Source organism: Ensifer sp., assembly GCF_035999135.1.
GTDB lineage: Bacteria > Pseudomonadota > Alphaproteobacteria > Rhizobiales > Rhizobiaceae > Ensifer.
The window spans coordinates 1-12717 of record NZ_DASYGZ010000066.1; the positions used below are offsets into that span (position 1 = coordinate 1).

The 12717-nt window shown below is 63.5% G+C and carries 10 protein-coding genes; 6 read left to right on the top strand and 4 right to left on the bottom strand.

What is annotated here, in order from left to right; genetic code table 11:
• The first annotated feature begins 48 nt into the window (after window positions 1-48).
• From rsfS to VGO12_RS07555, 6 genes are all read left to right on the top strand, one after another.
• Complete coding sequence (gene rsfS / locus VGO12_RS07530; RefSeq protein ID WP_414650690.1) at window positions 49-525, top strand: ribosome silencing factor; 477 nt, start codon at window positions 49-51, stop codon at window positions 523-525.
• 160 nt (window positions 526-685) lie between these two features.
• Window positions 686-1168 (top strand): 23S rRNA (pseudouridine(1915)-N(3))-methyltransferase RlmH, encoded by a 483-nt coding sequence (gene rlmH / locus VGO12_RS07535; protein ID WP_327512106.1) that lies wholly within the window; start codon window positions 686-688, stop codon window positions 1166-1168.
• Window positions 1169-1330: 162 nt separating this feature from the next.
• Window positions 1331-2761: a murein hydrolase activator EnvC gene (locus tag VGO12_RS07540; protein WP_327512107.1), complete on the top strand. Its 1431-nt coding sequence runs from the start codon at window positions 1331-1333 to the stop codon at window positions 2759-2761.
• Entirely contained in the window at window positions 2751-4073 is a 1323-nt protein-coding gene (locus tag VGO12_RS07545) for a S41 family peptidase (RefSeq protein WP_327512108.1), read from the top strand. Before VGO12_RS07540 ends, VGO12_RS07545 begins: the two co-directional genes overlap by 11 nt.
• A gap of 334 nt (window positions 4074-4407) precedes the next feature.
• Window positions 4408-5625 carry a divergent polysaccharide deacetylase family protein gene (locus VGO12_RS07550; RefSeq protein WP_327512109.1) on the top strand — a complete coding sequence of 406 codons (1218 nt, stop codon included), beginning with the start codon at window positions 4408-4410 and terminating at the stop codon, window positions 5623-5625.
• A 101-nt stretch (window positions 5626-5726) separates the two neighbouring features.
• A complete protein-coding gene (locus VGO12_RS07555) occupies window positions 5727-6248 on the top strand; it encodes an RNA pyrophosphohydrolase (RefSeq protein WP_327512110.1) in 522 nt (173 codons plus the stop codon).
• Window positions 6249-6324: 76 nt separating this feature from the next.
• On the opposite strand, the gene bfr is transcribed toward VGO12_RS07555, so the two are convergent.
• The 4 genes from bfr to VGO12_RS07575 all read right to left on the bottom strand — a co-directional run bounded on the left by bfr (window position 6325) and on the right by VGO12_RS07575 (window position 12617).
• The gene (gene bfr, locus VGO12_RS07560; protein WP_034802698.1) at window positions 6325-6816 is read right to left on the bottom strand and encodes a bacterioferritin; all 492 of its coding nucleotides are present in this window, start codon (window positions 6814-6816) and stop codon (window positions 6325-6327) included.
• A complete protein-coding gene (locus VGO12_RS07565) occupies window positions 6782-7093 on the bottom strand; it encodes a (2Fe-2S)-binding protein (protein WP_327512111.1) in 312 nt (103 codons plus the stop codon). Before VGO12_RS07565 ends, bfr begins: the two co-directional genes overlap by 35 nt.
• 551 nt (window positions 7094-7644) lie before the next feature.
• Complete coding sequence (locus VGO12_RS07570; protein ID WP_327512112.1) at window positions 7645-10998, bottom strand: error-prone DNA polymerase; 3354 nt, start codon at window positions 10996-10998, stop codon at window positions 7645-7647.
• A complete protein-coding gene (locus tag VGO12_RS07575; protein ID WP_327512113.1) occupies window positions 10995-12617 on the bottom strand; it encodes a DNA polymerase Y family protein in 1623 nt (540 codons plus the stop codon). Before VGO12_RS07575 ends, VGO12_RS07570 begins: the two co-directional genes overlap by 4 nt.
• Between the last annotated feature and the right edge of the window lie 100 nt (window positions 12618-12717).

The following is a 12717-nucleotide window of genomic DNA, read 5'->3' on the forward strand; positions in this document are numbered from 1 at the left end:
GATTCACTTCTGCTGTCTTGAAACCGCTACCGTTTGATGCCTACATTCATGGACGGTTCGATCTTTGTTCGAATCGAAAGTGCCTGTTCTGTTCTATGGAAAGGAAAGACCCTGACAACAGCACACGCCAAGGGATATGCGGTCTCCGCATTCCCGCGCAGCATGGGATCGAGCGACGAAGCCGCTGTCCGTGCTCTTCAACTGGTCCTCGAAAGCCTAGAGGACTCGAAGGCAGAAGATATCGTCACCATCAACATTGCCGGAAAGTCGGCGCTGGGAGACTTCATGGTCGTTGTCTCAGGGCGATCGAGCAGGCATGTGGCGGCGATCGCCGACCACCTGACGACCGATCTGAAAGACGAGGGTTTCGGCAACGCCCGCGTCGAAGGACTGGAAGCAGGTGACTGGGTGCTGATCGACACCGGTGATGTGATCATCCACATTTTCCGGCCCGAGATCCGGGAGTTCTACAACATCGAAAAGATGTGGGCGGCTCCTGAAATCGAGGACGGCACCCTGCATTAAGACCGACCGGGTCGCCGCGCAGATAGTGCCGGACGAGCCGAGTTGCGGTCATGCATGAATGAGAAGGGCTGGCGCTGTCTTTTGCGGCGTTTTCAGCCGGAAGTTTGTTGCGACTGATCGAGCTCAGGCCGGTCCAGCGCGAGCGGGGACGGATAGGGTCATGCGTATCGGACTTTTCGCAGTCGGCCGCCTGAAGGCGGGTCCGGAAAAGGATCTCGCGGCCCGTTATCTCGACCGTTTTTCCAAGGCCGGTCCGGCGATCGGCCTCGAACTCTCCCGCGTCGTCGAAGTCAACGAGAGTCGCGCCTCCAATGCCGAAACGCGCAAGCGCGAGGAAGCAGCCCAGCTTGAAAAGGCGCTCGCCGAGGGCAGTCTGCTCGTCCTCCTCGACGAACGCGGCAAGGCGCTGGATTCGGAAGGCTTTGCGTCACTTCTTGGCACCTTCCGCGACGGCGGCAAGCGCGACCTGATGATCGCCATCGGCGGCGCCGACGGCCTGGATCCCGCCCTGCATCAGCGCGCCGATGCCGTGCTCAACCTCGGCAAGATGACCTGGCCGCACCAGCTCGTGCGCATCCTGATTGCCGAGCAGCTCTACCGTGCCGTCACCATTCTGTCCGGCCATCCCTATCACCGCGTTTAACGCATCCGGTGAAAGCGCATGACGCGCATGCGCTCGAAGAGGGCTCCTTTATCGGCATTGCAGGGCGCTGCAACACAAGTCGATAACGAGAATATGCTTGGTCGGGCGCTCCAAATCAGATTAGGCTTTTCCTTCATATTTTCGGATGGACGCACGCGAACGATGACGCGCCAGGATACGGCCAGCGTTTTCAGCAGGAAAAGAAACGACGCAGGACGGCTCGGCCGGAAGGCGGCGGTTCTTGCGCTCGCGCTCTCGTTGGGTCTACCGGCCAGCGCCCAGGATGCAGCAACGACCGACGCCGCAACCGCCGGCCAGGAACAGGGGCCGCCTGATCCCGCCGCCGACCTCACCCTTCGCCGCAACAGCACCCGCAGCGAGCTCGACGCTCTTTCAAAGACCATCACGCTTTCGCAGGAACGCGCCAACGCGCTCGGCGAAACCATTGCCGAGATCGACAAGAGCAACGAGGCGCTGCGCGCGGCGATCGTCGAGTCCGCCGGGAAGCGCCAGGGCCTCGAACAGCAGATCGTCGATGGCGAAAAGAAGCTCGGCGACCTCCGGAGCAAGGAAGATACGGTCCGTCGGTCGTTGAAATCGCGCCGCGGCGTGCTCGCCGAGGTGCTTGCCGCCCTGCAGCGGATGGGACGCAACCCGCCGCCGGCGATCCTCGTGACGCCCGAGGATGCGCTCGGCTCCGTGCGCAGCGCCATCCTGCTTGGCGCCGTCGTGCCGGGCCTGCGCAAGGAGACGGAAAACCTGGTCGCCGACCTCAAGGCGCTCGCCGACATTCGCGCCGGCATCGACCGGCAGCGCGAGGACCTGACGGCGGCGATGACGGCCAATCTCGAAGAAGAGCGCCGCATGTCGATGCTGGTCGCGGAGAAGGAAAAACTGCGCCAGACGAGCGCCAGCGAACTGGCCGCCGAGCAGCGAAAGGCACAGGAACTGGCCTCCCAGGCGACCAATCTCCAGGGCCTGATCGGCTCGCTCGAAGATCAGATCACTTCCGTGCGCGAGGCCGCCGAGGTGGCGCGCGCCCAGGAGGCGGAGCGGCTGCGCATGAGCGAGGCCGAGCGCGAGGCGGCGCGGGAGCTCGCCCGCAGCGCGGTGCCCGACAAAAACCGCATTGCCCCCGCATATGTGTTTTCGGAGCTGAGGAACAAGCTTGCCTATCCGGCTGCAGGGTCGCTGTTGCGTAAATTCGGCGACGCGGACGGCACAGGGCATTCGCTGCAAGGGATCATGTTGGAAACCAATCCCGGCGCGCTGGTGACTGCGCCGTCAGATGGCTGGATCGTCTATGCAGGCAATTTCCGCAGTTATGGGCAGATGATCATCCTCAACCCGGGGGACGGCTATCACGTCGTGCTCTCGGGCATGGAGAAGGTGAGCGTGCAGACTGGTCAGTTCGTTGTGGCGGGTGAGCCGCTGGCGACGATGGGCGCAAAAAGAGTGGCGAGCGCTGCGGCCTTGGCGCTGGAAACGGACCGGCCGACGCTTTACATTGAATTCCGAAAAGACGGAAAACCGGTTGATTCCCGACCATGGTGGACCGCAGCAGAGGTTGGAAAGGCGCGAAATGATACGTAGGGCTTCACTTGTTCTGGTCGGGGCGCTGATGGGCGCGACCGCAATGGGCGTGGTTTATTCGGCTGTCGTTCCGGCCGTCGCCGCCAACACCTCGACCTACCGCGAACTGGCGATCTTCGGCGACGTCTTCGAGCGGGTGCGCGCGCAATATGTGACGCCGCCACAGGACGACAAGCTGATCGAGAACGCCATCAACGGCATGCTTTCGTCGCTCGACCCGCATTCGAGCTACATGAACTCGGCCGACGCCGAGGACATGCGCACCCAGACCCGTGGCGAGTTCGGCGGCCTTGGCATCGAAGTGACGATGGAAGACGACCTCGTCAAGGTGACGAGCCCGATCGACGACACGCCTGCTGCCCGCGCCGGTGTGCTTGCCGGGGACTTCATTTCCAAGATCGATGGCGCGGATGTTCGCGGCCTCAAGCTTGAGGATGCGGTCGAGAAGATGCGCGGCGCCGTCGGCACCCCGATCAAGCTGACGATCCTGCGCAAGGGCGCGGACAAGCCGATCGAGCTGACGATCGTTCGCGACGTTATTGCCGTTCGCGCCGTCAAGTTCCGCACCGAAGGTGACGTCGGCTACCTGCGTGTCATCTCCTTTACCGAGAAGACCTACGACGACCTGAAGAAGGGCATCGAGAAGATCAAATCGGAAGTGCCGGCCGACAAGCTCAAGGGCTACGTGCTCGACCTGCGCCTCAATCCGGGTGGCTTGCTCGACCAGGCGATCAACGTTTCCGACGCCTTCCTGGAGCGTGGCGAGGTCGTTTCGACCCGTGGCCGCAACCCGGACGAAACCCGCCGCTTCAACGCCACGCCGGGCGACCTGACCGATGGCAAGCCGGTGATCGTGCTCGTCAACGGCGGCTCGGCCTCGGCTTCGGAAATCGTCGCCGGCGCCCTGCAGGATCTGAAACGGGCGACCGTGCTCGGCACGCGCTCCTTCGGCAAGGGCTCGGTCCAGACCATCATCCCGCTCGGCGAAGCCGGCGCGCTGCGCCTGACGACGGCGCTCTACTACACGCCATCGGGCAAATCGATCCAGGGCACCGGCATCACGCCGGATATCAAGGTCGAACAGCCGCTGCCGCCGGAACTGCTCGGCAAGGTCGAGGCTCAGGGCGAGTCCGACCTGCGCGGCCACATCCAGGGCCAGAGCGAGACCGACGAGGGTTCGGGCTCGGTGGCCTACGTGCCGCCGGAGACGAAGGACGACCTGCAGCTCAACTACGCGCTCGACCTTTTGCGCGGCAAGAAGAGCGATCCGTCCTTCCCGGCGAGCCCCGAACAGGCGCAACTGAAGAAGTAAGCCTGACAAACGAGAATACGAAGCGCCGCAGGCTCAACCGAACCTGCGGCGCTTTGCGTTTCGGCCGATGCCCTGGAGCCGCCTGCCTTCAAGTGGAACCGCTTCAGGGCGGAAAGATGCGCTGAAATCAAGGTGCTAGAGCGTCCTTTGTGCGTTCGGATGAACGCACGGCGCTCTGGTCAACGCTTCTCCGCTAAATTATAGGGTTAGGAGGCGCTGCCGCGGGACTGATTCTCAAGCCACGGTTGCGCAGACGGGCGAGGCCCGGACGATCATGTCCCGGCGCCGCCCCCCACTTTCGCGGCAACATCCCACAGCTCGACCGAGGCTCCGTTTGGGAACTGATCTCAATGCCCCGCTCGGCCAGAACCGGCGGGCAAAGCCAGCGGCGAAGCGTTATCCCCGGCGTCTGATCGGGTTCTCTCTTTTTGGTCTTGTCGCCGCGTCGGTCGTCGGGCTGTCCCTGTGGGGGTCGCTGGCGCCCGATGGGCTGAAGCGCACGCCGTCATCGACAGCCCTCACCGCCGGAAGCATCAAGGAGACGGGCGGCAAACCCGAGAAAGTCGCCAACGGCCAGTCGGGTGCCGGCGATAGCGGGACCATGACGCCCGGCACGGCCTATTCCGGCGCCAATGTCGAGCGCACGCTCACCGATGACGGTTCGACGGTGACGACATTTTCGCCGCGCAGCCGCGACGGCAAGGGCCCGGCACTTATCAATGTCGGCCCGATCCGTGGCCAGGATCCGCGCATGGCGGCGATGCCGAACGACGATCTGCTCGAAGACAGCCCCACGGGGCGCCTGCCGGTCACCGGCCCCGATGGGCTGAGGCCGATGGATCAATATGCCCGCCCCTGGTCCGGCGCGCGCGGCACGCGCATTGCCCTGGTCGTCGGCGGCCTCGGGCTCAGCCAGACGGGCACCCAGAAGGCCATCCGCGAGCTCCCGCCTGAAGTGACCCTCGGCTTTGCCACGGCCGGCAACAGCCTGCAGCGCTGGATGCAGGAGGCGCGCCGCGGCGGCCACGAAATCCTGTTGCAGGTGCCGATGGAACCGTTCGATTACCCGGCGAACGATCCCGGCCCCAATGCGCTCAGGATTGGCGTCAGTGAAAAGAAGAACCTCGCCGAACTGCACCGCAACCTTGCCGAGATCACCAACTACACCGGCATCATGAACTATCTCGGTGGCCGCTTCCTGTCGGATGCAGATGCGCTGGAACCGGTGATGCGGGACCTTGGCAAGCGTGGCCTCCTGTTCCTCGACGACGGCACGTCGGCGCAGTCGCTCTCCGGCAAGTTCGCCGACGCCATGGACGTGCCGCACGGCTTTGCCGACCTGACGCTCGACACCGAGCTCAGCCGCAGCACGATCCTGAAGAAGCTCGACGAGCTCGAACGGATCGCACGACGCAACGGCAGCGCCATTGGCGTCGCCTCCGCCTTCGACGAAAGCGTCGGCGCGATCGCTTCCTGGGTGACGGAAGCGCAAGGGCGCGGAATCGAGATCGTCGGCGTCTCGGCGCTCGTCAAGGATCCGCAACGAAACTGAGATATTGCGGGAAGAACGCGGAACGACTTTCCGTCAGGGATCACGTCATACCAAATGAGTTAGCTGACGCCGTATCTTCGGTGTCGAGGGAAGGAAAGCCGATGAGCAAGGACAAGACATTGAGACCGGAGGATCTTCCCTATCGCCCCTGCGTCGGGATCATGGTGCTGAACCGCGCCGGCCTCGTGTGGGCCGGGCACCGCATCGCCGTCGGCAATTCCGAATATGACGGCTCGCCGCAGCAATGGCAGATGCCGCAGGGCGGCATCGACAAGGGCGAGGATCCGCTGAAGGCCGCCCATCGCGAGCTTTACGAGGAGACCGGCATGCGCACGGTCTCGCTGCTTGCCGAAGCGCCGGGCTGGATCAATTACGATTTGCCCGGGCATCTCATCGGCATCGGCCTGAAGGGCAAGTTCCGCGGCCAGACCCAGCGCTGGTACGCCTTCCGCTTCGAGGGCGAGGAGGACGAGATCGCCATCAATCCGCCGCCGGGCGGTCACGAGCCGGAGTTCGACGCCTGGGCGTGGAAGCCGATGCGCGAGCTGCCGGAGCTGATCGTGCCGTTCAAGCGCAAGGTCTATGAAGAGGTCGTCTCGGCCTTTGCGCATCTGGCGCCGTAAACCAGAACACCATCAACAAAAACAATGAGGCCGGCTAAATCGCCGGCCTCTTTGTTTGTCGAATATTCTACCAGGCTCAGTCGGCTTCGGCTTCGTTGGCCGGCGCGGCGTTGAGCTGGCCGTATTTCTCTTCGCCGATCTTGTCGAGCAGCTCGAGCTGGGTTTCGAGGAAGTCGATGTGGCCTTCCTCGTCCGCGAGCAGTTCTTCGAAGAGCTTCATGGAGACGTAGTCTCCGGCGGCGTGACAGATGTCGCGCGATTTCTTGTAGGCGGTGCGGGCGTCATATTCGCCGGCGAGGTCCGCCTTCAGCACTTCCTTGACGTTCTGGCCGATGCGCAGCGGCGCAACCGTCTGCAGGTTCGGATGGCCCTCAAGGAAGATGATGCGGGCGACGAGCTTGTCCGCATGCTGCATTTCCTCGATGGATTCGGCCCGCTCCTTCTTGGCGAGAAGGGTGTAACCCCAGTCTTCGAGAAGGCGGTAATGCAGCCAGTACTGGTTGACGGCACCGAGTTCGAGATAGAGCGCTTCGTTAAGCTGCTCGATGACCTTTTTGTCGCCTTTCAAGATCCGCCCTCCGGTTGTCTTCATGGAATTGTCTGAGGCGGGTCATGAAATCAAATATATCTGCGTCCGTCGAGTCGCGGTGCGCGTGATATTGCTCGGTCGTGCGGATGATGATGTCGACGACATTGGGGAAACAGCCGCAGCAACGGCCGCGTTTTTCCATCGCGTGATAGACTTTCGCCGGCACGATCAGCTGCCAACAGTCCTCGTCGAGAAGGCCGACGATGACGTCCTCGATCTCTTTTTCCGTGATGAAATTGCAGCTGCAAACCAGCATGTCGTCTCGCCTGTCGTACGCAACGCCCTGTATTAGCGCATAAAGCAAAACAGGACATTTAGTGTCAACAAAAAACTCCGTGAGCCTAGGTTGCAGGTCGATTAGAACGGCTCTAAACTTGACAGAAAGTTTCGTGTTTTCAGAATTTTAGCGAAATGCGTGGGTCTATTCCTGCGCGCATCGCGCCTCGTTTTCCACGGTCAGCCTGCGACACTTTTACACACCCATTCCCGAGTGGCGGAACGCAGGCGAAGCGCAAGGTCACGCTATCGTCCGGTCGGGCCGGGATGCCTGGCTTCCCGCATGAACGGGTACCTGCCTTTCCATCGATGATGCTGCTGAAACCGCCAGCGGTGTCCCGGAGCATTCGGAACGACGCACGAAAGCATGCTCGAGCGCCGCTGGTGAAGCAGAGCTCCGTCCGGCGGCGCCGCTTCACCAGCGGAACTGGAACAGCTGGAGCAAGGTATCTAATGGAGCCACCAAAGGCACTCCCGGACTTTGGCCCCTGAGCACCTTTCTCTTCAGGATGTGCCTTGAGGCAGGACGCCCTAGTGGAAATTGCGCCCTCTCGGCATGACATCCGCTACCTCCGCCGTCGCCTGGTCCGCCTTGCCGCCAGATCGCCGCGCCATCGCTGCCTCCTTATCCCCAAGCGCCTTCTTTTGGCGCGCGTCGACGGTCGGCCGCAACACCTCGTCGGCACGCTCGCTCGCCCCGAACCGGCGCACCTCCTTGCGCAGGAGACCGAGCATCGGCGTGATGTCCTCGATGTGTTCGGCGACCACGTGGATGACGCTACTTTCGCGCTGCAGCCGGCCGCGGATCTTGACCAGGCGCGCGCCCATGACGACCGGGCGATAGGCCGCAAACACCTTCGGCCAGACGATCGCATTGGCAACGCCGGTCTCGTCCTCGATGGTCATGAAGATCACACCCTTGGCCGAACCCGGGCGTTGGCGCACGAGCACCAGCCCGGCAACCGTCACCCGCCGCCCGACCGGGGCGGTTTCAAGCGCACGGCTTTGCACGATCCCCTGTTCGGAAAGCTGCGGCCGCAGGAAGGATACCGGATGCGCCTTCAGCGAGAAGGAGAGATAGCGATAGTCGTTGATTACTTGTTCGCCCGGCAGCATCTCCGGCAGGCTGACCGCCGGTTCCGGCCGCAGGTCCTCCAGCGGCTTCAGATCGAAGAGCGGCAACCGTTCGGCAGCGCTCTTTTCATCGAGCGCCTTCACCGCCCAGAGCGCCTTGCGCCGGTCGAGCCCGATCGAGCGGAAGGCATCAGCATCGGCAAGCCTTTCGAGCGCCGAGCGGGAGAGGCCCGAGCGCAGCCAGAGCTCGCGCACCGTCCGGTAGCCGGCACCCCGGTTGGCAACAAGCTTGCCCTCGACGTCCTCTTGCCTCAGACCCTTGACCGAGTTGAAGCCGAGGCGCATCGCCTTTTTCGTCCTGATCACCCCGTCCATCTCGCGGTGGCGCGGCTCAATGCCACCGCGATCGAGGCTCCCCTCTTCGAGGTCCGCATCCCAGGCCGAATGGTTGATATCGACGGGCCGCACCCGCACCCCATGCTCTCTGGCGTCGCGTATCAATTGCGCCGGGGCGTAAAAGCCCATCGGCTGCGAGTTCAACAACGCCGCACAGAAGACATCCGGATAATAGGTCTTCAGCCAGGAGGAGACATAGACAAGCAGCGCGAAGGACGCGGCATGGCTTTCCGGAAAGCCGTATTCGCCAAAACCTTCGATCTGCTTGAAGCAGCGCTCGGCGAAGTCCCTGTCATAGCCGTTCTTGACCATGCCCTCGATCATCTTCTCATGGAACGTATGGATCGTGCCGGTGCGCTTGAAGGTCGCCATGGCGCGCCGAAGTCGATCAGCCTCACTCGGCGAGAAGCTGGCGGCAGTAATGGCGATCTGCATCGCCTGCTCCTGGAACAAGGGTACGCCGAGCGTGCGCTCCAGAACCATCTCAAGTTCCTTGCTCGGATATTCGATGGGGATATTGCGCGCGCGCTGCTCCCGCCGCTTCAGATAGGGATGCACCATGTTGCCCTGGATCGGCCCGGGTCGGACGATCGCCACCTCGATGACGAGATCATAGAAGATACGCGGCTTCAGCCGCGGCAGCATGCTCATCTGCGCCCGGCTCTCGATCTGGAAGACGCCGATCGTGTCGGCGCGGCAGATCATGTCGTAGACGTCCTTCTGGTCATCCTTGAAGAGCTGATGCAGGGTTTTGCGCTCGCCATAATGGCGGTCGAGAAGCGTGAAGGCGCGGGCGATGCAGGTGAGCATGCCAAGCGCCAGCACGTCGATCTTCAGGATCTTCAACTCATCGAGATCGTCCTTGTCCCACTCGATCATGTAGCGGTCGGGCATCGCCGTGTTCATGATCGGCACGACTTCATCGAGCCGATCGCGGGTGATGACGAAGCCGCCGACATGCTGGGAGAGATGGCGCGGAAAGCTCATCAGCTCGGTGGCATAGTCGAGCACCTTCACCGTCGTCGGGTCCTTGGTGTCGAGCCCGGCAGCCTGTGCCTCGCGCTCGGAGAGATCGGCGACCGACCAGCCCCAGACGGAGCCTGCCAGCGCCGACTGCACGTCCTCTGAAAACCCGAAGGCCTTGGCGGTCTCCCGGCCGGCCGAGCGCGCCCGGTAGCTGATGACGGCCGCCGTCAACCCGGCATGCTCCTTGCCGTAGGTGCGGTAGATATGCTGGATCACCTCTTCGCGCTTTTCGTGCTCGAAATCGACGTCGATATCCGGCGGCTCGTCCCGCTCGGTCGAGAGGAAGCGGTCGAAAAGCAGGGTGGTCGTAAGCGGATCGACCTCGGTGATGCCCAGGCAATAGCAGACGGTGGAATTGGCCGCCGAGCCGCGGCCCTGGCAAAGGATTTCGGCACCACGCGCAAACTCCATGATATTGCGCACCGTCAGGAAATAGGGCTCGTAACGCTTGCTGGCGATCAGTTCGAGTTCGTACTCGATCTGCGTCGAAACCTTCTCTTGAATGCCCTCGGGATAACGCTTGCGTGCGCCCTCCATCGTCAGCCGCCTGAGAGTTTGCGTCGGCGTCTCGCCCGCAATGCTTTCGTCCGGATATTGATATTCGAGATCCGACAGCGAGAACTTCAGCCTGCCGAAAAACTGCCCGGTATTGGTGATCGCCTCCGGATAGTCGCGCAAGAGGCGCGCCATTTCGTCAGGCGTCTTCAGATGCCGTTCGGCATTGGCGTGCAGCCGATAACCGGCCGAGGCGATCGTCACATGCTCGCGGATGGCGGTGACGACGTCGGCGAGCGGCCGGCGGTCGGCGGCATGAAACAGCGGACTGTTGGTGGCAACGAGTTTGACCGACGCATGGCGGGCGATGGTTGCAAGCCCGGCAAAGGCGAACTGATCGAAGCCGTCGTAACGCGGCACCAGCGCCAGATAGAGATGGTCGCCAAAATGCAGCTTCAGGCGCTTGAGGAAATCGCCGAGCACGGTCGCCTCCGATGCGCCGATCACCGGATCCGGCAACACGGCGAGCACGAGATCCTCGCCCCATTCGATCAGATCCGTCTCGTAAAGCGTGCAGGTGCCTTTCTTGGCGCGCAGGTTACCGGCGCTCAGCATCCGGCAGAGATTGCCCCAGCCGCGGCGACTTGAGGGATAGGCAAGCACGTCGGGCAGGCCTTCGGCAAAGGAGAGCCGCGCGCCGGGCTGGAAGGCGTATTTCTCCACCTTCGCCTGCGCATGGGCGCGCACGACGCCGGCGACCGTGTTGCGGTCGGCAATGCCGATACCGCCGATACCGAGGCGGCTTGCAGCAACCACCATCTCGCCCGGATGGGAGGCGCCTTCAAGGAAGGAGAAGTTCGACCAGGCGCCGATCTCGAAATAGGGCGTGCTCATGCGAAGACCCCATGCATGAACCAGCGCGGCGGAGCGCCGGCGCCATAATGGCCCTCGCGAAACAGCCAGAACCGCCGGCCGCGCTCATCCTCCACCCGGAAATAATCCCGCTCCATCGCCGGCTCGCCGTCGAGCCACCATTCGCCGGCGATCCGCTCCGGTCCTTCGGCGCGCGCAATGCGGTGCAGCGTGCGGCGCCAGCGGAAGCTCCGCGGCGGCCCCTCCGGCACCTCGGCCACCGCCTCAACCGGCTCGGGACTTGGGAAGAGCCGCTGCGGCCGGGCGGCGGCCGCAAGCAGGGTCATCGGAATGTTTTGCGCCGGTGCGTCGGCCTTGCCCATGAGCGCCAGATCCGTGAGCGGACGCAAACATGCCGCCCGTTCCGGCACGTGGCTTTCCGAAAGAGCCGGAACGAGCAGGCTTTCCGCGCCGAACCTTGCCATCACCCGGTCGGCAAAGGCCGCAAGCGGGCGCTCGCGATCCGGCGTGCCGGAAAAATCCTCCTGCATCACCTCGTATTTTTCGCTTCTCGGCACCGAGAGCCTGAGGATTTCAAAACCGAACCCGGCATCGAGATCGTCGTGCACCGCCTGCAGCCGCTCGCGGAAAAGACCGGCGATGCGCCGTGGCTCGTTGAGCGGCGAAGAGGTGCCGGCTGCGATGCGGAAAACGGCGCCGTCGACGCGAAACAGCAGCAGCTCGAACAGCCGCCCGCCCTCGCCACGCTTTTCCAGTTCCGGCTTCAGTCGGGCCGCCAGCTCTTCCGCCAGGCCTAAAATATCGTCTTCGCCTTGAACGGGTTCGCCGAGACGACGCTCCACCGAAAGGGCAGCGACGGGCAGCCGTGGCGACAGCGGTTCGTCCTCCCGGCCGAGTGCCTGGTCAAGCCGCAGAAGCAGGCTCGCGCCGAACCGGCGGGCAAGCGGCGCGCGCGGCGCTTCCAGGATGTCGCCGATCTGCTTGAGCCCGACCCGGCCAAGCGTTTCGATCATCTCCCGCGGCAGCCTGAGCGCTGCCAGCGAAAGCGGCGCCAGCACCCGGGCCGCCTCATCCGGGGCAATGACGCCTTGCACGCCAAACCGCGCCATCGCCCAGGAAAGGCCGGCAGACGAAGAGATCGCCGCCCGCGCCTCGACGCCCAAGTGAAAAAGGCGAGCGAGCAGGTCGTCGAGCAGCGCCTTTTCTCCGCCCAGAAGATGGGCGCAGCCGGTAATGTCGAGAAAGAGGCCGTTGTCGCCATCGAGCGCGACCAGCGGCGTGTAGCGGCAGCACCAATCCGCAAGACCGTCAAGCAGGGCCCGGTCGGCAGCGGGATCAGCCGGCAGCACGTCGATCTCGGGACACATGGCCCGCGCCTCGGCAACGCCCTGGCCGATCTGAAAGCCGGCCTTTTCGGCGAAGCCATCGAGTGCGACGAGGCGCATCGCGCTCTTCACCTTGTCGGCGAAGACGACAGGCGGATGCTCAGGACGCCCGCGGGAAAGCCACGAGTTCCCCCAGCGCTTGCGCGCGACCCGATCGGCCGGAAGATGCGGAAAGGCGAGCGACAGAATGCGCTGGTCGTGAATCTGCCGCAAAAGCGGCTGGTAGGGGCTCGACGGGGTAAAGGCGGCGGTCATGGGGGTTCCACTCCAGCTGGAAGCCGAGCGGCGCAGGAGCCCTGCTCTTCTCGGCAATGACATGAAAGACGGGATGGCCGATGCTGCCGCGAAGCATCGA

Excerpts from the sequence above, each read along its gene's own strand:
- VGO12_RS07555 (WP_327512110.1), top strand. The coding sequence starts at position 5,727 with ATGAGCAAGGACAAGACATTGAGACCGGAGGATCTTCCCTATCGCCCC.
- VGO12_RS07570 (WP_327512112.1), bottom strand. The coding sequence starts at position 10,998 with ATGAGCACGCCCTATTTCGAGATCGGCGCCTGGTCGAACTTCTCCTTC.
- rlmH (WP_327512106.1), top strand. The coding sequence starts at position 686 with ATGCGTATCGGACTTTTCGCAGTCGGCCGCCTGAAGGCGGGTCCGGAA.
- VGO12_RS07545 (WP_327512108.1), top strand. The coding sequence starts at position 2,751 with ATGATACGTAGGGCTTCACTTGTTCTGGTCGGGGCGCTGATGGGCGCG.
- VGO12_RS07565 (WP_327512111.1), bottom strand. The coding sequence starts at position 7,093 with ATGCTGGTTTGCAGCTGCAATTTCATCACGGAAAAAGAGATCGAGGAC.
- VGO12_RS07575 (WP_327512113.1), bottom strand. The coding sequence starts at position 12,617 with ATGACCGCCGCCTTTACCCCGTCGAGCCCCTACCAGCCGCTTTTGCGG.
- VGO12_RS07540 (WP_327512107.1), top strand. The coding sequence starts at position 1,331 with ATGACGCGCCAGGATACGGCCAGCGTTTTCAGCAGGAAAAGAAACGAC.
- rsfS (WP_414650690.1), top strand. The coding sequence starts at position 49 with ATGGACGGTTCGATCTTTGTTCGAATCGAAAGTGCCTGTTCTGTTCTA.